This is a genomic window from Pseudoalteromonas apostichopi, assembly GCF_030297135.1.
Lineage (GTDB): Bacteria > Pseudomonadota > Gammaproteobacteria > Enterobacterales > Alteromonadaceae > Pseudoalteromonas > Pseudoalteromonas apostichopi.
In genome coordinates this window covers 333,986-354,053 of the sequence record NZ_AP028066.1, presented here as the reverse complement: position 1 = coordinate 354,053, position 20,068 = coordinate 333,986, and the positions used below count along the sequence as shown (strand labels likewise).

Annotated in this window: 19 protein-coding genes; 11 read left to right on the top strand and 8 right to left on the bottom strand. The window is 41.3% G+C overall.

Going from position 1 to position 20,068, the window contains the following annotated elements; all coding sequences use genetic code 11:
* Positions 1-71 precede the first annotated feature (71 nt).
* On the bottom strand, positions 72-2,807 hold the full coding sequence (locus QUE86_RS17645) for a TonB-dependent receptor domain-containing protein (protein WP_286260784.1): 2,736 nt from the start codon (positions 2,805-2,807) through the stop codon (positions 72-74).
* A 259-nt stretch (positions 2,808-3,066) separates the two neighbouring features.
* Between QUE86_RS17645 and QUE86_RS17640 the strand changes: the two genes are divergently transcribed.
* Positions 3,067-4,272 carry an anhydro-N-acetylmuramic acid kinase gene (locus QUE86_RS17640; protein ID WP_130052910.1) on the top strand — a complete coding sequence of 402 codons (1,206 nt, stop codon included), beginning with the start codon at positions 3,067-3,069 and terminating at the stop codon, positions 4,270-4,272.
* A gap of 3 nt (positions 4,273-4,275) precedes the next feature.
* Here the strand turns inward: QUE86_RS17640 and QUE86_RS17635 are convergent, their stop codons facing one another.
* The 3 genes from QUE86_RS17635 to QUE86_RS17625 all read right to left on the bottom strand — a co-directional run bounded on the left by QUE86_RS17635 (position 4,276) and on the right by QUE86_RS17625 (position 6,337).
* The gene (locus QUE86_RS17635) at positions 4,276-4,752 is read right to left on the bottom strand and encodes a hypothetical protein (protein ID WP_286260783.1); all 477 of its coding nucleotides are present in this window, start codon (positions 4,750-4,752) and stop codon (positions 4,276-4,278) included.
* Positions 4,753-5,032: 280 nt separating this feature from the next.
* Positions 5,033-5,368, bottom strand: a complete 336-nt coding sequence (locus QUE86_RS17630) for a hypothetical protein (protein WP_167657388.1) — start codon at positions 5,366-5,368, stop codon at positions 5,033-5,035.
* A 444-nt stretch (positions 5,369-5,812) separates the two neighbouring features.
* Complete coding sequence (locus QUE86_RS17625; RefSeq protein WP_286260782.1) at positions 5,813-6,337, bottom strand: RrF2 family transcriptional regulator; 525 nt, start codon at positions 6,335-6,337, stop codon at positions 5,813-5,815.
* Between the two features lie 155 nt (positions 6,338-6,492).
* On the opposite strand from QUE86_RS17625, the gene QUE86_RS17620 reads away from it, so the two are divergent.
* Together QUE86_RS17620 and QUE86_RS17615 are read left to right on the top strand one after the other, a co-directional pair.
* The gene (locus QUE86_RS17620) at positions 6,493-7,695 is read left to right on the top strand and encodes an NAD(P)/FAD-dependent oxidoreductase (protein WP_286260781.1); all 1,203 of its coding nucleotides are present in this window, start codon (positions 6,493-6,495) and stop codon (positions 7,693-7,695) included.
* Positions 7,696-7,789: 94 nt separating this feature from the next.
* Positions 7,790-8,203, top strand: a complete 414-nt coding sequence (locus tag QUE86_RS17615) for a VOC family protein (protein WP_286260780.1) — start codon at positions 7,790-7,792, stop codon at positions 8,201-8,203.
* Positions 8,204-8,320: 117 nt separating this feature from the next.
* Here the strand turns inward: QUE86_RS17615 and QUE86_RS17610 are convergent, their stop codons facing one another.
* Together QUE86_RS17610 and QUE86_RS17605 are read right to left on the bottom strand one after the other, a co-directional pair.
* Positions 8,321-9,358: a methionine synthase gene (locus tag QUE86_RS17610; RefSeq protein ID WP_286260779.1), complete on the bottom strand. Its 1,038-nt coding sequence runs from the start codon at positions 9,356-9,358 to the stop codon at positions 8,321-8,323.
* A gap of 11 nt (positions 9,359-9,369) precedes the next feature.
* Positions 9,370-10,347, bottom strand: a complete 978-nt coding sequence (locus QUE86_RS17605; RefSeq protein WP_286260778.1) for a DUF1852 domain-containing protein — start codon at positions 10,345-10,347, stop codon at positions 9,370-9,372.
* Between the two features lie 375 nt (positions 10,348-10,722).
* On the opposite strand from QUE86_RS17605, the gene QUE86_RS17600 reads away from it, so the two are divergent.
* Both QUE86_RS17600 and QUE86_RS17595 read left to right on the top strand, forming a co-directional pair.
* Positions 10,723-11,532 (top strand): sulfite exporter TauE/SafE family protein, encoded by an 810-nt coding sequence (locus QUE86_RS17600; protein ID WP_286260777.1) that lies wholly within the window; start codon positions 10,723-10,725, stop codon positions 11,530-11,532.
* A 129-nt stretch (positions 11,533-11,661) separates the two neighbouring features.
* On the top strand, positions 11,662-12,798 hold the full coding sequence (locus QUE86_RS17595) for a serine hydrolase domain-containing protein (protein ID WP_286260776.1): 1,137 nt from the start codon (positions 11,662-11,664) through the stop codon (positions 12,796-12,798).
* On the opposite strand, the gene QUE86_RS17590 is transcribed toward QUE86_RS17595, so the two are convergent.
* Positions 12,784-13,005 carry a hypothetical protein gene (locus QUE86_RS17590; RefSeq protein ID WP_286260775.1) on the bottom strand — a complete coding sequence of 74 codons (222 nt, stop codon included), beginning with the start codon at positions 13,003-13,005 and terminating at the stop codon, positions 12,784-12,786. The genes QUE86_RS17595 and QUE86_RS17590 overlap by 15 nt on opposite strands.
* Positions 13,006-13,037: 32 nt before the next feature.
* Positions 13,038-14,168 carry a PepSY-associated TM helix domain-containing protein gene (locus QUE86_RS17585; protein ID WP_286260774.1) on the bottom strand — a complete coding sequence of 377 codons (1,131 nt, stop codon included), beginning with the start codon at positions 14,166-14,168 and terminating at the stop codon, positions 13,038-13,040.
* Between the two features lie 173 nt (positions 14,169-14,341).
* Here QUE86_RS17585 and QUE86_RS17580 point away from each other — a divergent pair, with 173 nt between their 5' ends.
* The 6 genes from QUE86_RS17580 (at position 14,342) to QUE86_RS17555 (ending at position 20,056) form a co-directional block, all read left to right on the top strand.
* Positions 14,342-15,106, top strand: a complete 765-nt coding sequence (locus tag QUE86_RS17580; RefSeq protein ID WP_286260773.1) for a metalloregulator ArsR/SmtB family transcription factor — start codon at positions 14,342-14,344, stop codon at positions 15,104-15,106.
* A 9-nt stretch (positions 15,107-15,115) separates the two neighbouring features.
* Entirely contained in the window at positions 15,116-16,138 is a 1,023-nt protein-coding gene (arsB, locus tag QUE86_RS17575) for an ACR3 family arsenite efflux transporter (protein ID WP_130052901.1), read from the top strand.
* A 13-nt stretch (positions 16,139-16,151) separates the two neighbouring features.
* On the top strand, positions 16,152-16,652 hold the full coding sequence (locus QUE86_RS17570; RefSeq protein ID WP_130052900.1) for a phosphatase domain-containing putative toxin: 501 nt from the start codon (positions 16,152-16,154) through the stop codon (positions 16,650-16,652).
* A gap of 2 nt (positions 16,653-16,654) precedes the next feature.
* Positions 16,655-17,665 carry an ArsJ-associated glyceraldehyde-3-phosphate dehydrogenase gene (locus QUE86_RS17565; RefSeq protein ID WP_286260772.1) on the top strand — a complete coding sequence of 337 codons (1,011 nt, stop codon included), beginning with the start codon at positions 16,655-16,657 and terminating at the stop codon, positions 17,663-17,665.
* A gap of 5 nt (positions 17,666-17,670) precedes the next feature.
* Positions 17,671-18,879, top strand: coding sequence for an organoarsenical effux MFS transporter ArsJ (gene arsJ, locus QUE86_RS17560; RefSeq protein ID WP_286260771.1), 1,209 nt, complete (start codon positions 17,671-17,673; stop codon positions 18,877-18,879).
* A gap of 202 nt (positions 18,880-19,081) precedes the next feature.
* Positions 19,082-20,056 carry a hypothetical protein gene (locus tag QUE86_RS17555; protein WP_286260770.1) on the top strand — a complete coding sequence of 325 codons (975 nt, stop codon included), beginning with the start codon at positions 19,082-19,084 and terminating at the stop codon, positions 20,054-20,056.
* Positions 20,057-20,068 lie beyond the last annotated feature (12 nt).

Here is a 20,068-nt window from a genome sequence, read left to right as displayed (position 1 = left end):
AAATAAAAAAGCGCACCGGGCAGGGTGCGCTTGAGGGGATCAATCCTGTGTAGCTAAAACAGTAGGATTAATTAAAAACTTGGAGCATATCTCAGAGAAACACCCACTGAGCGGCCAATCACACTATAATCACTCACGGTGTTAAAGTGGTTTGCGCCTACCTCAGGTGTTGGCGGTTCACGGTCTAATAAGTTATCGACACCAAAGTTAACAGCAAGTTCCTCATTAACTTGCCATGCAGCGGCAAAATCTAAGTAATTTTGTGCTGAGATTGTTTCTGAACGCTCGACAGCATACTCTACTTCACCGATTCTGCGCCAGCCTAGTTGGAAGTTCATGTTATCTAACTGCCAATCAATGCTTGCGCGGTGTTTATAGTCGGCTTGTAAGATACTCGCAAAGTCACCTGAACAGGCGCTGCCATAGGTTCCTTTGCAGTCTACTTCGGCTACAGTGCTGTTGTTTTGGCGTGTTTGTTTAGTAACAAAGTTACCTTGGTAAGAGAATCTAAAGCGACCACCCATTTGCTCTGGTGCATCAATCACATAATTTGCTGCAACATCGATACCTTCTTGTTCGATTGCAGCTAAGTTAAAGTCATTAACGATGGCTGTGCTAATAAAACCAGTGTTTGGATCACGAAGTACCGCACCACACAATGGGTTATTCGGATTTGGATCGTCAACATAACAGCTCTGTAGTGCAGCACCAGGCTGAATTTGGCTTACTGCATCTGTTACGCGAATACTGTAGTAATCGAGTGATAAATCAAAGCCTTCTAAATAGCTAGGTGTATAAACAATACCCAAGGTGTCTGATTCGGCTTGCTCAGGTTTAATATTCGGGTTACCACCATAGGTATATTCTGCCGTGCTTGAATCAAACTCAGTGCCAACAGGTGGTGCACCAAACGCAGCACACTGGGTTGCATCTCCGGTACCCAGTAAACATGGATCGCCGTTATAACGCCCTGCTAGTCTTGGTACAAATTGATCGCTGTTTTGATCGAATAACGATAACGAAAGAGCTGTAATTGGGCTGGCAAACTCACCTAAGTTCGGCGCTCTAAATGCGGTTAAGCGGTTTGCTCGAATACGAATGTCACTGTTAATCGCCCAGTTGATCCCTAACTTGTAAGTATCTTCAGCTTCGGTATTTGAGTAATCAGAAATACGGTATGCACCTTCAAAGCTAAGCTCTTCGGCAAATGGTTGATCAACCAAAATTGGCACCAATACCTCAGCGTAGAACTCTTCTGAGCTAAAACTTGCATCCATATCAAATGCGCTAATAGAAGCAAAGCTAGTACCATTTCTGAATGCATCGCCCGGTGTTTGTTTACCGGTTTCTTTACGGTATTCATAACCGACTGCAAAGTCGATAGCACCAGCAGGTAACTCAAATAAGAAACCAGAATCACCAGATAACGTGGCTGAGATCACACTTTGTGTACGGTCGCGGGTGGTATAAAGCAGCGGATCACTAAAGCCACTGAAGTCGTGGTTGGGATCAAAAATATCTACAGAGTTTGCAAGGGCAGCAAAGCGGCTATTACCACTGTTATCATTACGGTAAGCGTTATTGTAAATGGTTGCTACTTCGTCAGTTTTTCCGTACTGACCATATATGTCATAGTATAGGTAGTCAGTAATATCGCCTTTTAAACCTAGTTGAAATTGCATTGAATCACGCACAGCTTCGGTGTGTTGTACACCTAAGCCTAAGTTGCGCTCAACATTAACAAGGGCATTACCTTCACTGTCAAACGTTAGTTGATCACGTAATTCATCAGGAATATATGCATTGTCTTGGGTTAGGGTTACTTGCTCGTTAACAAAAATTGGGGTTTGGCCACTTGCGCCAGCACCATTAACGGTAACTTTAGAGTACATTGCGCGACCATAGGCAATGGCACTGTCGCTGACATCAACGTCGAATAATAAACCCGCAGAAAAACGGTCCATCGGTTGAGTTAAATAACGATCAGGTGTGAAATCAGCTGTTGGGCGCTCACTTGTTACAGCACCTGAATCTGCAATACCGATACTGTTGCCAGATGCAACGTCAGTATAATAACCACCGCTGTTTATCATCGCCGTTGAGTTTTCAAGTGCATAGTCACGTTCACCGGCTAATAGCTCTTTTCGTTCGGTATAGCCAATGTAGCCTGTTACATGACCACGGCCATCGGCGATATCACCGCCAAAAATAGCCTCGAAGTTAAGCTTTTCGTTACCGCCGTCGGCACTTTCATAGCTAGTTGAGAACTCGGCGCCAGTAAAATCATCGTCTAGAACAAAGTTAACAACACCGGCTACGGCATCAGCACCATAAACCGCTGCTGCACCACCTGTTAAGACATCAACGCGTTTAATTAACCCGGCAGGAATGGTATTTACGTCAACCGAATTACGAAAACTAAATGGTACGGCGCGAGTGCCGTCAATAAGTACCAATGTACGGTTTTGGCCAAGACCGCGTAAATCTATGGTTGATGAGCCAAATGAGTCACCGACTGTGGCACCTGTGCTGTTTGCACCTGCTGCAGCTTGTGGCAATTTTGCTGTAATATCTTCAACGTTTACAGCACGGTCTAGATGAATTTGTGCTTCATCAACGCTAACCACTGGGCTACTTGAGACCAGCTCGGTACGTTGAATACGTGAACCTGTAACTGTGATCACTTCAGGTTTTTTCGCCTCTGTGGCTTCTTCTGCGTGGGCATAACTTATTACTGAACTTACAGCGAGAGCTAAAGGTGAGAGCAGCAATAGTGAGCGATGCCCTGTAGATGTATTTGCTTTCATGATGATTCCCTTGCGTTTTATCATTTAAATCAACGCAGGTTGGTGTGTGACCTAGACCATTTAGTTAATTTAATGAGTCATACTTTTTGTTATGATGCTTCTGTGTTCTCCTTTTGGGGAGCTCACCGGTACAGTTTTAAAGCAATTTAAAAGTCTTTGCAATAATTATTCTTTAAATCTATTATTTTAAAATATAAACTATTCCATACCATCAACCCGCTTATTTACATCTAATAAGCTGATTTTAAGTGATTTATTTATGCATCAACATATTGAAAAACTGTATTTAAGCGCTAAGAAAGAAAAAAAATTAATAATTGGTCTAATGAGTGGTACCTCGTTAGATGGTCTTGATATTGCGCTGTGTGAAGTATCAGGGCAGGGTATGGACACTCGTGTAGAAGTATTAAAGTTTACTACGGTTGACTACGACGATGATTATAAAATGCGTGTAAAACGCGTATTCGCCAAGCGCGAGTGTGATCTTGAAGAAGTCGTCTTACTCAACCCTTGGATTGGCCAATTACATGGTGAAATGGTTGCCAAAACGTTAGCCAGCTGGGGAGTAGCAAAAGAACTTGTTGATGTGATTGCCAGCCACGGACAAACTATTTATCACTGCCCTAAAAACCAACACAAGCGACAAGAATATGGCAATGCAACTTTACAAATTGGTGATAGCGATCATTTAGCCGTGACTGCAGGCATTACCACCATAGGTGATTTTCGACAAAAACACATAGCAGCGGGTGGTGAAGGTGCGCCGCTTGCTGTATATGGTGATTATTTGTACTTCACAAGTACTAGTGAAAACCGCATATTGTTAAACATGGGCGGCATTGCCAACTTAACCTACTTACCAAAATCTGCTGATGCACGAGCGGTTTTTAGCTCTGATATTGGCCCAGGCAATACCATTATGGATGCCTATGTTCAGCGTTACTTCGCACCACTTCATTATGATAAAGATGCCGCTATTGCAACAAAAGGTACGGTAAATGAAGCTTTACTCAATGCGCTGTGTGATGATGCATTTTTTGGTTTAGGGTTTCCAAAAACCACAGGCCCAGAAGTGTTTAATCTAGACTATTTAGCAGCGGCACAAGCACGTTCAAATACGCAAGCGTTATCGCACTTTGATGTTATGGCAACTTTAGTGCAGTTTTCAGGAGTCATGATTGCCAAAGCAATTAACCAATGCAGTGAAGGCTTAACTGATGTGGCTGTATACGCCAGTGGTGGTGGGGTTCATAATCCATTATTAATGCAAGTTATTTTGGCTCATTGCCCAGAACTTACAGTAATCAATAACACTGATTCGTTGGGTATAAATCCAGATGCAAAAGAGGCTGTGTTATTTGCTATTTTAGCTAACGAATGTTTGTCGGGTGGACAACAACGCTTTGGTAATACCAAGCAAGGGATCCCCGATATTACCATGGGTAAAATTAGCTTTGCTGATTAGAGCCTAGAAAAAGGCTAAAAAGCTTGCGCCAATATGACTGATGTAATGGCGTAAGCCATGGTTTTTAGCTTGCTCAGAAGTTAACAGTTCTGGTGACGTACTCGCTGCAATGCTGACATCAAACTGGGCGCTATCTTTAAGTGTTGCATGCATACCGTGTAGCATTAATTGCAATACAAATTCACCACTGTGAGTAACGTTTTCTAAGGTAAGCATAATAACGTGCTGTTCTAGATCGTGTTGCGTTAAAGTGTGCGCAGTAAAATACGCTGACTCACGGGCATCAGGGCGTGTTGCACTGATTGAGATCACATCACCTTCATGGGCATCATCTGGCAGCACACAACAAAATACAACATGCTTTTGCTCATTAGCCGCAAAATGCAATTGTTCATATTCCATAGTATGCGCAAGTGCAGCACATAAAGGATCTTCACTAGAGGGGAGTGCAAACGAAAGTTGCACCAAGGCACTGTCCATTACTTCTTCATTACGTTAGCTGATTAAATTAGCGTCAATTATTGATCAGTTAAATTACAGAATTATGACTATTGTCATATTACGGATTATTTATTTCAAAAACAGAGAAAAGTTGAATGGCTAATTCGTTTTGGTCGGATATAAGTCTCAACATATTTGATAATGAAATTGCGTTTATTAGTCGTTATTGCGAAAAGAGGCTCTTTCAAAAGCATGTAATTATCGACCATTTAGGCTTTATAAGCCTGATAAATCGCTTTTATAAGGCTATAACTCGTGATTAGCAAATATGGTATTCGCCACGGGGTTTGTTGCTAAACATAAACGCTTGTAACTCAGATTTAAGAACTTCGACAATGTCGGTCGTAAACGGTGTTCTGATTTCACCTGAATCTAAATATCTAAGTAAATCAATTTCATGTATGAGAGCTGACTTAATAGAGTAGCTAATTGGATAAGTGACCTTAAATTGCTTGCGAGCTATCACATTATCGTGATTTTCAATGTCAACATAGAAAGTTAATTGATCATCTTCTTGGCAAAGGTTGCTGCAAGTTCCTTGTTCACGAATGCAATCTAAGACAATATTTCTGATGAAAATATCAAATTCGTTCATATTAATCCCTCAATTTTAGCCCATCCATTGGGTACAACTAAAATTTAGCAAAAAATAGTTAAATAGCCAACTCAATTTTGCTTCTTTTGGATTAATCCTACCTTGGTGGGTTCGTTTAAAAGTATTAGATGAGGATGTAGGGGGTTAGTCGGTAGAGATTTATCGATAGGGGTCGGTTTTAAGACGCGCGAAACACGTTTCATGCCTACGACGTAGCAGCTATGCCGTGCTATTGATAAATTTTCATGAGGAACGAAACACGAAAAAATTACGATTTGCGAAGAACGAGAAGCGATATAAGAAAGCGATGTAATCTCACTGCCATCACCTCCTTGTAAATTTGGCTCCAATTGCCTCTCATTTTTGGATATTTTCTAGGGTTTCGTTCATTAATTAGAATCATATAACCTACTTATGCAAAAGTAGGCTAACGTCTTAATAGTCTTACGCTTGATCTTCACATTGATGGCCACGCTGTTTTCCAAACCATTGCTGAATTTCGATTGCATAGGATGTGTGAGACTTATTATGAATTTGCTGAGAAAGTGAAAATACAGTGTGTTTGGCTAACTCTTTCTCCATCATAGCTTGTGCATTTCTCATCACAGCATTAATACCGCAAATACCTTCACATGCCCATTGGGGGGTTTGGTCTGAGAAAATATCCATGTTTTGGCGAATTTCTTTGCAATCGAAGATAGACTTTTTACCGTCGATTGCCTGTGCAATATCTAACACGCTAATCTCATCAGGTGCTTTTGCAAGTTTGTATCCACCTTTTCGTCCTTCAGAACTAGTTACTAAGCCAGCTTTTGAGAACTTAGTGAAAATTTTGCCCAAGTAATCATAAGGCACACCCTGTAACTTGGCCGCTTCTCTGACAGACATATCTAGAGAAACACCATTTTCATCCACCATATTCACTAAGCAATGAATGCCATATTCAACGCCTGAGCTGTAAAAAGCCATTAGTTCTCCTGTATGTATTGGCCTGTAAGCAACTTATTTTACCTAAGGATAATATAAAATATAAAAAAATAAACTGCGACTAAAGTTGTCGCAGTTTATTTTTTCTTGTATGCTGCTCAAAATTTTTAAGCAGAAACTATAAAAAGGTGACTCAAATGAATAAAGAAATTGTGATTATTGGTGCAGGGTTTGCTGGCATGTGGGCAGCATTGAGTGCAGCGCGTTTAGCAAAACTTAATCAAGCTGAAAGTATTTCAATTAGTGTTATTGCACCCATTGCAGAGCTACGAGTTAGACCAAGACTCTATGAAGAAAATGTAAGCTCAATGATTGCGCCATTAATTCCCGTGTTTAATACTATGGATGTGCAATTTATCACTGGAAGCGTTAACAACATTGACTCAGACTCTCAAACAATCCACTACCTAGATGAAAATCAGCTGCCTCAGTTTAAGCAATATGACAGATTGGTACTGGCTTCTGGTTCAAATTTAAGAACTGACTTGGTAAATGGTATCGACCACTATGCATTTAATTTAGACCAAATAGACACAGCAGCAACGCTAGAGCAACATCTTAAGAGCTTGGCTCAAAAACCAGCTTCACTATCAAGAAATACAGTCATTGTTTGTGGCGGCGGGTTTACTGGTATCGAAATGGCTACTGAACTGCCAGCTAGACTCAAAGCAATGTTTGGTGAGGATAAAGACATAAATGTCATTGTGGTTGAACGCAATGAGCAAATTGGCTCAAATTACAGTCCTGAATTACAAGCAGTAATAAAGCAGGCGAGTGATGAGCTAGGTATTACTTGGATGCTGAACACTCAGATTGAAAAAATTACTGAAGAGGGTTTAACTCTTTCTACTGGTGAACAAATATTAGCAGACACTGTTATTTGGACAGCTGGTGTACAAGCGAATGAATTGACCAATTTGTTTCAAAAAAGCCAAGGTCCACAAGGGCGATTAAACGTTGAGTCGTCATTAAAAGTTAATGGATATGAGAACGTTTTTGCAACTGGTGATGTGGCCTATGCTAAGACTGACGATAAAGGAAATCATGCTTTAATGACATGTCAGCATTCTATTTTAATGGGAAAATTTGCAGGTCATAACGTAGCTGCAAGTTTACTTGATTTAGAGCCACTACCTTATAAACAAGAAAACTACGTAACGTGTCTAGATTTAGGCTCTTGGGGAGCTGTTTATACTGAAGGCTGGGAACAGGTCGTGAAATCAGTAAAAGACGAAGCAAAGAAAATTAAGATATCGATCACGAATGAACTTATCTACCCACCAGCACCAGAATACAATGTGATTATGGAACAAGCGGACCCACTTGCACCATGGGTGTGATAAAAAACATAGAACGCAGTTTTAAAGCTGCGTTCTACAACTTACTATGTCAGTGATACAGTTAAGCTAAGCAAAAAAGTTTAGAGACTTGACTATGAAAAATGAGATAAAGCAACACATCGGCAGTGTTGCACTGGTGGTAAATGATTACGATGAAGCCATAGCCTTCTACACCGAAAAATTACAATTTACATTGATGGAAGATACTGATTTTGGAGAGGGAAAACGGTGGGTTTTAGTCTCGCCACCAGGTTCTAACGGTACACACCTGCTACTTGCAAAAGCCAGGAATCAACAGCAAATGCACGCTGTTGGCAATCAAACCGGTGGTCGAGTATTTTTGTTTTTACACAGCAATGACTTTTGGCGTGATTACAACAGCATGAAAAGTAAAGGTGTTGTATTTAATGAATCACCAAGAGAGGAGCCTTACGGCACCGTAGTGGTGTTTCAAGATTTATACGGCAATAAATGGGACTTACTCGAGTTTAAACACCCTAAAGGTTAAAAATGGCTCGAGGGATTAAGTTCTCGGGCTTTGTGGCGAGAAGGGTTGAGGTAGACTCGAACCTCAACCCTTCCCCTTTCCCCTAGTAACTCGCTAACTAATCCTAGCTCCTAGCTCCTAGCCCTTAGCCTCTTTAACCTCCCGCCTGACTATCTCTGCGCCTTTACTCAATGCACTGAGTTTGGCGCTTGCTATTTGGCGAGGGAGGGGGGCCATACCGCAGTTTGTGCATGGGTAAAGCTTGTCGGCATCAACATATTTAAGGGCTTCGCGTAATGTGTGTGCCACCTCATCAGGGGTTTCAATTTCATTGCTTGCTACATCAATGGCACCCACCATCACTTTTTTGCCACGTATCAGCGCTAATAGCTCAATGGGGACGCGTGAGTTGTGGCACTCCAACGAAATGATATCAATATTCGACTTTTGAAGTTTTGGGAATACTTCTTCGTATTGACGCCATTCACTCCCCAGTGTTTGTTTCCAATCAGTGTTTGCTTTAATACCATAGCCGTAACAAATGTGTACGGCGGTTTCGCACTTTAAGCCTTCGATTGCTCTTTCTAGGCACTTAATGCCCCAGTCATTAACATCATCAAAGAACACATTAAACGCAGGCTCATCAAATTGAATAATATCAACACCCGCAGCTTCGAGCTCTTTCGCCTCTTGGTTGAGAATTTTGGCAAACTCCCACGCTAGTTGTTCACGGCTTTGATAGTGGGCGTCATACAAGGTGTCGATCATGGTCATAGGCCCTGGCAGCGCCCACTTTATTGGTTGCTTGGTCTGCGAACGTAAAAACTTGGCGTCTTCAAGAAACACTGATTTGCTGCGTGATACTGGGCCAATCACACTCGGAACACTTGCTTCGTAACGGTTACGAATAGTCACTGTTTTACGGTTCTCAAAATCAACGCCATTTAAGTGTTCTATAAAGGTCGTCACAAAATGCTGGCGTGTTTGCTCGCCGTCGCTCACGATATCAACGCCAGCTTGTTGTTGCTCTTGCAAGGCAACACGCAGCGCGTCTTGTTTGCCGTCGATAAGTTCTGCGCCTTGCAATTTCCAAGGCGACCATAAGGTTTCAGGTTCAGCGAGCCAAGCTGGTTTTGGTAAGCTGCCTGCTGTCGATGTTGGTAATAACTTTTTCATTTTTACTCTCTTTAAATCGCGTAGTTGGCAGACCATTTATCAAGTACAGATTGATAAGGCTTAATAAAGTGTTGCTCAGTAAATTTACCTTGTGCAATCGCCAATTGGCTGCGCTCTTTACGGTCGTAAACAATTTGCGTGATAGAGTGATCGGCGTTTCTTAAATTTGGTTGATAGCAGCTACCCGCCACGGCATTGGCGTTATAAATTTCTGGACGGTAGATTTTCTGGAATGTTTCCATGGTGCTAATCGTGCTGATCAACTCTAAGTTGGTGTAATCGTTCAGCAAGTCACCAAAGAAATAAAACGCCAGCGGAGCAACTGTGTTTGGTGGCATAAAATAGCGCACCTGCAAGCCCATTTTTTTAAAGTATTGCTCGGTTAATGACGACTCATTTGGTTGGTACTCAGCACCTAAAATTGGGTGTTGGTTTTCTGTACGATGGTACGTTTTGTTATCAGACACACTTAAACAAATAACCGGTGGTTTTTTAAAGTTCTGTTTGTAAGTCTCTGAGTCAATAAAGTATTTAAAGAGTTTACCGTGTAAGTCACCAAAGTTTTCGGGAATGCTAAATTCGCTTTTCTCTTTGTTATGATCTAGCAGCAGTACGCTAAAATCATAATCACGGACGTAAGATGAGAAGTTATTACCAACAATACCTTCGATACGTTCATTAGTTTGGTGATCAATGATATTAGTTTTTAGCACTTCAATTGACGGGAATGCCTCTGTGCTTTGTGCAATTTCTAGATCAACAGAGATGATCTCAAGCTCTACAGAGTAGCGGTTACCTTGCGGGTTATCCCAGTTTGCTAGCGCATTAAAGCGGCTATCAATCATTTTTAATGCATTACGCAAATTCTGCTGGCGACTTTCACCGCGAGCTAGGTTCGCAAAGTTTGTAGTCAGTCGTGTGCTGTTTGACGGATGATAATTTTCGTCGAGGCAAATGCTTTTAATTGTAAATCTGAAATCGTTGTTCATGGCAATGTATCCAAAAGTCCTGAGATAAATGATTGCTGCTCACCTTCCTTAAATCGCTAGGTCATTAACCTTGAGGTGGCTTGGGTATCTATTTATATGTGCTCAGCAGCATGAAGAAAAACGTTTTTATTTCAGGTAAAACATGAGGCAGATTCATAAATATTTGCTGTTTTAGTAAAACATTTAGAAAGAGATAGTGAAAAAATGCTTTAAAGTCACTTTGGACGTCTAGATTTCTAGATTGATTTGTTAGAGTTGCAGTAATTTCATATAAAACGTGAGTAATATTCAATACTTAACCCTACTTTTGAGAACAACCTCATACTTTATTGTTGATATACTCGTCTCCCTAAACCAACAACACAGACAAATACAATGAATGAATTAATCGTGCTTATTATCGCTTGCGCCATACTTGGTAGCGGGGTGGGCTTTTTAGCTGGGCTATTAGGAATAGGTGGAGGCCTGGTAATTGTGCCTATTTTAAGCATGATCTTGCTGCACTTTCAGGTGTTACCTGCAGAGCAAGTGGTGCTGGTGGCGATTGCTACATCGCTCGCCTCAATTCTTTTTACTTCAACGTCATCAGCTATCGCTCACCATAAAAATGGCAATGTGCCTTGGCAATTGGCTCCGTGGGTGATGACTGGGGTTGCACTAGGCGCCCTTATCAGTGGCTTTTTGGCTTCGCTATTACCCGCAAATGTGGTGCGAATAGTGTTTGCTTTGAGTGTGGTGCTTATTGCATTAAAAATGATTTTCAGCAGTAAAAACGACAGCCAAACAACACGCTCGCTACCTAATAAAAGCTTTTTAACACTTTATACAACCATCACAGGGGGGCTTTCTGCCATGATTGGCATTGGCGGTGGTGCGGTACTTGTGCCGTTACTTACGTTTTTCTCGGTCGATATGAAAAAAGCCATTGGCTGTGCTTCGGTGTGCGGTATTGTCATTGCGTTATTTGGCTCAGTGGGTTACATCAGTTCAGGTAGTCAGTACTTTGCGCTAGAAGAAGGCTTTGCTGGTTTTGTTTATTTGCCTGCCTTGTTTGGCATTGTTTGTACTTCGTGGTTTACCGCGCCATTAGGTGCAAAAGCAACGCATCATTTACCTGTCTCTACCATCAAGAAAATCTTTGCAGGGCTGCTGGTTATTATGGCTGTGAATATGCTAGCTAAATAGTGTTAACGTATTAATTCGACAAGACGAAAGTCGTTTGTTAATGTCAGTTAAGCAGTTTTTAGGCTGCTTAACTGCCTTTTTTCGAAAGCTGTAGGCGCTATTTAAGGACTCTTTTTTAAGGAATATGCTATGGATCGTCGGTGCTCTCAAACAAGTAAAAAAACGCTAAGCTCATTATTCGTTGCTCTATCATTGATGACTTTGCCTGTGGCTGCAGAGCCTACAAAGCCTCTCGAAACTCATCATGCTTTAATGGGGCAAATTCTCAATGCAAATAAGAAAACACCCCTTACTGGTTTTGCACTTCATGTGATTGTTGATGATGGGCATACTTTTTCTACGGCAAAGCAAAGTAAAGAAAATGCGCCGCAAGTTATTAACCCAAATAGTTTATTTAGAATTGCCAGTGTGACCAAAACCTTCACTGCAGCAACGGTGCTTCGTTTGCATGAAGAAGGTAAATTAAAACTTGATACAACGATCGATAAATTAATTTCTGACGACTTTTTTACGCTTCTTGAAAGCGATGGCTATGCCCTAGATAAAATGACGCTAAAACAAGTACTGAGTCATACGGCAGGGTTATACGATCATGCCCAAAGCGAGCAGTATTTAGCTGGCATTATGGCAAATCCACAGCAAGATATTTCGATGCGCGAGCAAATTAAAAGGTGTGTAGAGTGGGGTGACCCAGTTAGTAAACCTGGTGAGCGTTTCTCATATTCAGATACCGGTTATGTGTTACTCGGCCATATTATTGAGAGAGTGACAGATTTACCGCTACCTGAAGCGGTTCGACAATACTTAAGTTTCGATAAAAATCATATCGAAAATGTGATCTGGGAACAGGGTGATACGGTTGCTGTGGATGAGTCTCGACGCGTGCATCAATACTTGCATGGCACCGACACCTTTAATTGGAGCCCAACTGTCGATTTATATGGTGGCGGTGGGCTTGTTGCCAGCCCAATCGGTATGGCTAAATTTTATCATGCTTTATTTTCAGGTAAGGTCTTCAAACACCCAGAAACACTTGAACTAATGCTCTCAGATAAAGGTTTACCTGCAGATAGCCCTTATCGTTTAGGTATATTTGCAAAAGAATATAACGGCACGCTAGTTTATCAACATGGAGGCTTTTGGGGCACTTTAGTGATGTATGAGCCAACATCGCAGGTAGTGGTAGCAGGCGCGGTTACTCAGCAAAAAGACTACGGCCAGCTTGAAAAAGTGATGAGTGACTATCTCATCCTACAGACAAAATAGTCTTATAAAGCTAGTTAATGCCTCAGCTGTTAGTTTTCGTTGTAGTGAACGTTTGCTTAGTGCTAGGTCTGAGGCAATATGCTCAATGCTAATTTGCTCTTGCGATAAGATTTTAAACATAACCCTCGACACCTTATCAGTAAGGCTTTGTTCGCTGATAACATCTTGCTGCTTACGTTTAAAATCACTCTCAGATCGCGCCATCATTCTTGCCAAGCGCGCCAAACTAAGAGCCTAATTTAATCTCGTGGCTTAGATTTGTATTGGTTGCGGGATAGCCATCTCATAGAGCCTAATAGAAATAGAGCAAAAGCAGCCAAGCCACTGAATAACCATGTAATACGCCCACTTAAATTAAGAAAACTGCCATCATGTATAGGATGAAGCCAATTTAAAACTGTGTTGCTGTTGCCTTGCTCTTGGTAAGCAAACACTTTTAAAACTTCACCACTATTGGCGTCTATATAAACATAGCTATGTGGAAAGCGTTGCGATGGGTCTTCTTTTGTTTGCACTCTAATTCGATAATAAAACGGGTTACCCTTCATTGCGGGTGTTTCTATCCATGCTCCTTGAGAATTAGGTAAAACCTCAAGCGCTAAATTCAATGCTGCATTGGGTTGAATAGGGGGGTTATCTGCCAGAACACCATAGTGGTTTACAGGAGTTTCCACAGTATCTATTGGCCCTGTTATTTTTGTTAAAATTGCAGCTGACTCTTTAGGGAGTGCTAGCATAATCCCTGTCACTGTTAAAATGACTAATGGCGCTAAAAAAGTTAACCCTATTAATTTGTGCCAATCGTAAAGCATCCCAATACGAGATGAACGCTTTTTAAACTTAAGTTGTTTTTGCCATTGTCCCTGCTTAGGCCACCATGCAAATAAGCCACTAACTAACAAATATAAGATAGCTAACCCCACGTAACCTAAAAGCCAAGTTCCAGTTTGACCTAGTAGTAAAGTGAAATGCAGGTTATAGAGCCAGGTCATTAAATATTGACCCCAATAATCGCGGCGTAGAATTAAATTGCCATCACTTGAAAGCCATACCATCATCGGAGCAAATTCGAGATGTTCTGTTTCAGGAGGATTGTAATACCGAGCAGGAATTAACTTTGCCTGTGGGGTAACTTCAAAGCGCCAACTACCTTGTTTATCAGGATATTGTTTGCGTAGGGTATCCAGTGCGTTATTAAAGTTAGCAGAAGCGTTGTTTTGCAACTTAGTCGAAGAGATGTTTAAGCCTTGATCAAGTTCATCGTAAAATACTAATAACGAACCTGATAGTGCGATAACACAAAACAATAAGCCAAGGCTCAGGCCAAGCCATTTATGAATACGGCGGTGTAATTTTCGCCAGTTTAGCATTGCAGACCTCTTTAATTACTGGCTTTATTCAGCACGCCAATGAATATTATTTCATAAATTGGTTGAGCTGAGCAATGCGGCAAAATGTCACAGTTGATCATAAAAAGATCAGATAAGGTTTGCTTTAACAATATAACAAAATTATTATATAAATAAATTGTTATGGAGTGGTCATGGAAGTTCTCTTTTTATGTACAGAAAACTCAGCGCGGTCAATTATGGCCGAAGCGTTACTCAAACATCACGGAAAAGGTGAGTTTGAGGTGTTTAGTGCTGGCACAGAACCATTTGCGGTAGACCCTCGCACTCTTGCTGCGATTGATCATTTTGGCCTTAAAACAGATGACTTACACTCAAAGCACTTAAACGATGTGGCTAACATGCATTTTGATTATGTAATTACATTGTGCGACCAAGCGGAGAAAGAGTGTGCCAATCGAGTAAATGGTAGCCAATGTCTTGCATGGGATTTTGTCGACCCTAAAACGCGCCCAGAACCACACGCATTTGAAAAAACTTTGCAAGAGCTCAATGAGCGAATCAAACAGTTCGTTCAATCCCATGGCAAAGAAAAAATCACATCAATTTCGCCAACTTTATTTTATAAAGCGCTTGCTGATGATATTCGCCTAAAAAGTTTATTACTTATTGCGGTTGAGCAAGAAGTTTGTGTATGCGAACTCATGACCGCACTTAACGAGCATAGTCAGCCAAAGGTCTCAAGGCATTTAGCGCAACTTAAAAAACAGGGCATTTTGTCGGATAGAAAACACCAACAGTGGGTGTTTTACTCTTTAAACCCGACACTGCCTTTGTGGATGAAACAAATAATTACCTCGACAGTTGTAAACGAGCCGAATTTCATTGAAAACGAGCTAGCAAGACTAAATGCGATGGGTGATGATCGCCCAACTCGTGTTGCTCGTTGCTGTAATTAAGGACTGAAAATGGGTGTTTTTGAACGATATTTATCTGTATGGGTTGCTAGCGCAATTGCTATAGGTGTGGGGCTTGGCGTTGTATTTCCGCCTTTATTTGAACTCATAGCCAAAATAGAAATCGCGCATGTAAACATAGTTGTTGCGCTATTTATTTGGGTAATGATTTATCCAATGATGGTGCAAGTTGACTTTTCAACGATTAAAGAAGTAGGTAAAAACCCTAAAGGGCTGATTCTCACTTTAATCATTAATTGGCTAATCAAACCCTTTTCAATGGCCGCATTAGGTTGGTTATTTTTTGAAGGGTTATTTGCTGATTTCGTTAGCCCTGAAACGGCGCAAGAATATATCGCAGGGATGATTTTACTCGGTGTCGCACCTTGTACGGCTATGGTGTTTGTATGGTCACAGCTGACTAAAGGCGATGCAAATTACACACTAGTTCAAGTGTCTGTGAACGACATCATCATGATTTTTGCGTTTGCGCCCATCGCAGGTTTATTACTTGGGGTGTCTGATATTCATGTGCCTTGGTTCACATTGATGATCTCGGTTGTTTTGTATGTGTTGTTGCCACTAATAGCTGGTGTATTAACACGAAAAGCTCTCAATAATTCAGCACAAAATGAAGCTGCTGTGCAGTCATTTTTAGAGAAAATTAAACCGTACTCAGTTGTTGGCTTATTGGCCACAGTGGTCTTGCTGTTTGGGTTTCAGGCAAACACCATATTAGCCCAACCGCTGAACATTGTACTGATTGCCATCCCGCTTGTTTTGCAAACTTACGGTATTTTTGTGATCGGCTATTTTATCGCTCTAAAACTTAAGCTTAAGCACAATATTGCAGGTCCAGCATGTTTAATTGGTACTTCTAACTTTTTTGAGTTAGCTGTCGCAGTGGCTATTTCATTATTTGGTTTGCACTCGGGAGCAGCATTAGCAACCGTTGTTGGGGTGTTGGTCGAAGTACCTGTGATGTTGTCGTTGGTTGCAATCGTTAATAAAACAACACATTGGTTTAAAGAGTAATTGGGGAATCATAATGCACTCACATCCATTTGATATTTTACAGCTAGAAACTGGGGCATTTATTTTTACCCCTTGCCCTGGCACAAAAGGCGTTGGCTTATCACAGTCTGTGGCTGATTTAAAAGCGGCAGGTGCAAAAGCAATTATTACTCTGATGTACGATGAAGAGCTTATTAAAAATGGTGCACAAAAGCTTGCAAGCGAATGTGAGAAAATGGGGCTTTGCTGGTTTCAGTTACCAATTGTTGATGATGACGCTCCTAAGGAGGCGTTTAATCACGCATTTACCAAGCACCTAGACGAGATTCTTGCCATTATAAAAAATGGTGGCAGCGTGGCTGTGCATTGTAAAGGCGGCTCAGGCCGTACAGGTTTAGTTATTGGTTTATTAATGCATGAGCTTGGCTATGCTAAAAACGACATAATTAATCAAGTGCAGGCTATTCGCCCCAAATCGTTGCATAACCCTATACAACGTTCATTTTTCGACAATTTTCAAAAAGTAGGAGCTTAACAATGGCAATTAAAGTAGGCATTAATGGTTTTGGCCGTATGGGCCGTTTATCGCTAAGAGCAGCGTTTGCATGGGACGACGTTGAGTTTGTGCAAATTAATGACCCTGCGGGAGATGCAGCGACATTGGCTCACTTACTAAAATATGATTCGGTACACGGTATTTGGCCGCATGAGGTTGAAAGTAACGATAATGCTGTGATCATTGATGGCCACAAAATTAACGTTACGCAAAATAGAGCGATTGCAGATACTGATTGGTCTGGTTGCGATATCGTAATTGAAGCCTCTGGCGTGATGAAAAAAACCGAGTTGCTGCAAGCCTACCTTGAACAAGGTGTGAAGAAAGTTGTTGTCACTGCGCCTGTAAAAGAAGACGGTGTGCTGAACGTTGTGATGGGTGTAAACGATGTTTTATACGATGTAGAGCAACACAATATTGTTACTGCCGCATCATGCACTACCAACTGTTTAGCGCCAGTAGTCAAAGTATTGCAAGAAAAAATTGGTATCAAACATGGTTCAATGACCACTATTCACGATATCACCAATACGCAAACTATCTTAGATGCACCGCATAAAGATTTACGCCGTGCTCGCGCATGTGGCATGAGCTTAATCCCAACTACAACTGGCTCTGCAACGGCGATTACACATATTTTCCCTGAACTTAAAGGCAAATTAAACGGCCATGCGGTTCGTGTGCCTTTAGCGAATGCATCAATCACTGACTGTGTGTTTGAAGTCGAGAAGCCGACCACGGCTGAGCAAATTAACCAATGGATGCAAGAAGCCGCAGAGGGTGAGCTAAAAGGCATTTTAGGCTATGAAGAAAAGCCACTTGTTTCTATTGATTACAAAACTGATCCACGCTCAAGCATTGTGGATGCATTATCAACCATGGTTGTGAACGAGACACAAGTTAAGCTGTATGTTTGGTACGATAACGAATGGGGTTATGCAAACCGTACCGCCGAACTTGCCCGTAAAGTTGCGTTATCACTGAAAGGTTAAAATGAATGACGCGTTTGGCTAACCTTCCCGCTGATATAAAGCAGTACTTAATTGTCACTGGGAATTACTGGGCATTTACGCTTACAGATGGCGCATTGAGAATGTTGGTGGTACTGCATTTTCATGCGCTTGGCTACTCGCCTTTGAGTATTGCCATGCTGTTTTTGTTTTATGAGATTTTTGGTGTTGTTACTAACTTAGTAGGTGGCTATTTAGGCGCAAGGCTTGGCTTAAACAAAACCATGAACATTGGCCTTGCCATACAGGTTGCAGCCTTGTTCATGTTGGCAGTCCCCCCTGAATGGCTGAGCGTTGCCTATGTGATGTTAGCGCAGGCTCTGTCGGGCATTGCAAAAGATCTCAATAAAATGAGCGCTAAAAGCTCAATTAAAATGCTGGTTGCCAGTGGCCAAGAAGGCACCTTGTTTAAATGGGTAGCGATACTTACGGGCTCTAAAAATGCCTTAAAAGGTGTGGGCTTCTTTTTAGGTGGCTTACTACTGACATTAATGTCGTTTAAAGGTGCAATGCTCGCGATGGCAGCCACTTTGCTGGTGGTGTGGTGTTTTAGTATATATGCACTTAAAAATGATTTAGGCAAAGCCAAAAACAAACCTAAGTTTAACGAGATATTTTCAAAAAGCGACTCAATCAATATCTTGTCGGCAGCAAGGTTGTTCTTGTTCGGTGCGCGTGATGTTTGGTTTGTTGTTGCACTACCCGTGTTTTTATCGCAAGCCTTTGGCTGGGACCATTGGACTGTGGGCGCTTTTCTAGCTACTTGGGTAATTGGTTATGGGGCTGTGCAATCTTTTGCTCCTAAAATTATTAAGCTTAATAAGCAAACATCACCGAGTGCAGAAACAGTAAAGTGGGCATCATTGCTTGCTTTAGTCACATTAGCCATTGCCCTTGCTATTGGCTTTGAGTGGGCTGTAAAACCAATGCTGATAGGCGGGCTGATGTTGTTCGGCGTGGTCTTCGCGATTAACTCATCTTTGCACAGCTACTTAATTGTTAGCATGGCTGATGCCGATGGCGTATCACTTGATGTTGGGTTTTACTATATGGCTAATGCCATGGGTCGCTTAATTGGTACTGTGTTGTCGGGCTTAGTGTTTCAGCTTTATGGCTTAGCAGCCTGTTTGGCTATCTCACTGTTATTTATTGTTATTACCGCCCTTATTTCGACTAAATTGCCAAAACAAATTTAGTTAAACCCAAGGTAAGCAAGAAAGCTTGCTTACCTTGGGTTACTTATCTTTATTAGAGCCAGCGATTAGTTAATTTCTAAGCCTTAATGAGATTGTCAAAAATTAGATGCTGAAAATAAAAACCCCTTTATCTAACAAAATTTCGCTTTAATCTTTGTTTTCTTGTAGTTTACTTGGAAACAAGAGTTGTAAGTAGGTTGTTATGTTTGAGTACGTTGCTGTTAAGCGAGGAAAAAAGCCATTTTTAATAGTGGCTCCATTATTGGTGTTAGGTGTGCTTGTATATAAATATTCTTTTCAAACAGCCGCTCCAATAACAACTAGCTCAGAACAAATAAATGCACATAGTACAAAAGCTCAATATCAGGTTGAGGAGCAAGTAAGCGTACCTGCCACGAGTTTGTTAGCTGATGAATCTGTTGAGCAAGGGAGTGAAGTTAATGACAGCCGTGAACTTATTATCAAAAATGCACCGAAATGGCGTTTTGATGGTGTGTTAATTGACCATTTTACAGAGCTAAAGCAACGCGCTGAGCAAGGTGATGTGGAGGCTAACTACCTCATCGCACAAAATCTTAAGTATTGTTTTAATGCTCCTTTAGATGCTGAGGCGCTTGAAGCAACATTAGCCGAAAGCTATGAGTTTAGCGATGCTGGTGATACGCAAAACCGTGCTTTAGAAAAATATGAGTATTGCCAAGGGTTAGATTTAGCAACGCGGCGTTCTTTTTACAGTTATTTGGCAGAGGCTGCAGAAAATGGTTCGGCTTATGCGCAGCAAACGTTTGCTGGGCTAACTCCCGAATTTTATATGAAGTCACAATTTCCTGATAAGTTGTCACGTGCCGAGTTCATCAAAAATCGCGATAATTTTAAACAGCGTAAAACCGCATTTTTAGAGCAAGCAGCGAAGCAGGGCAGTGAACAAGCGCTGATGAGTTTAGCGAGCATGTATTACAGCGAACAAGTTGGTGAGCATAGCGCAGCAAAAGCCTACGCTATAAATCGACTCATTATGGAAATCACGCAAAATAACGATGTGTATAATCGTTATGCGTGGTTTGAGCAAAGACAATACCCGACACTTTCAGATGAAGAGCTGAGTATTGCGAACAACTTATATGATCAATGGCTTTTGCAAATAAAGCAAAATGGTACGCTATACCCAAAGAATTAATAACCCAAAGCA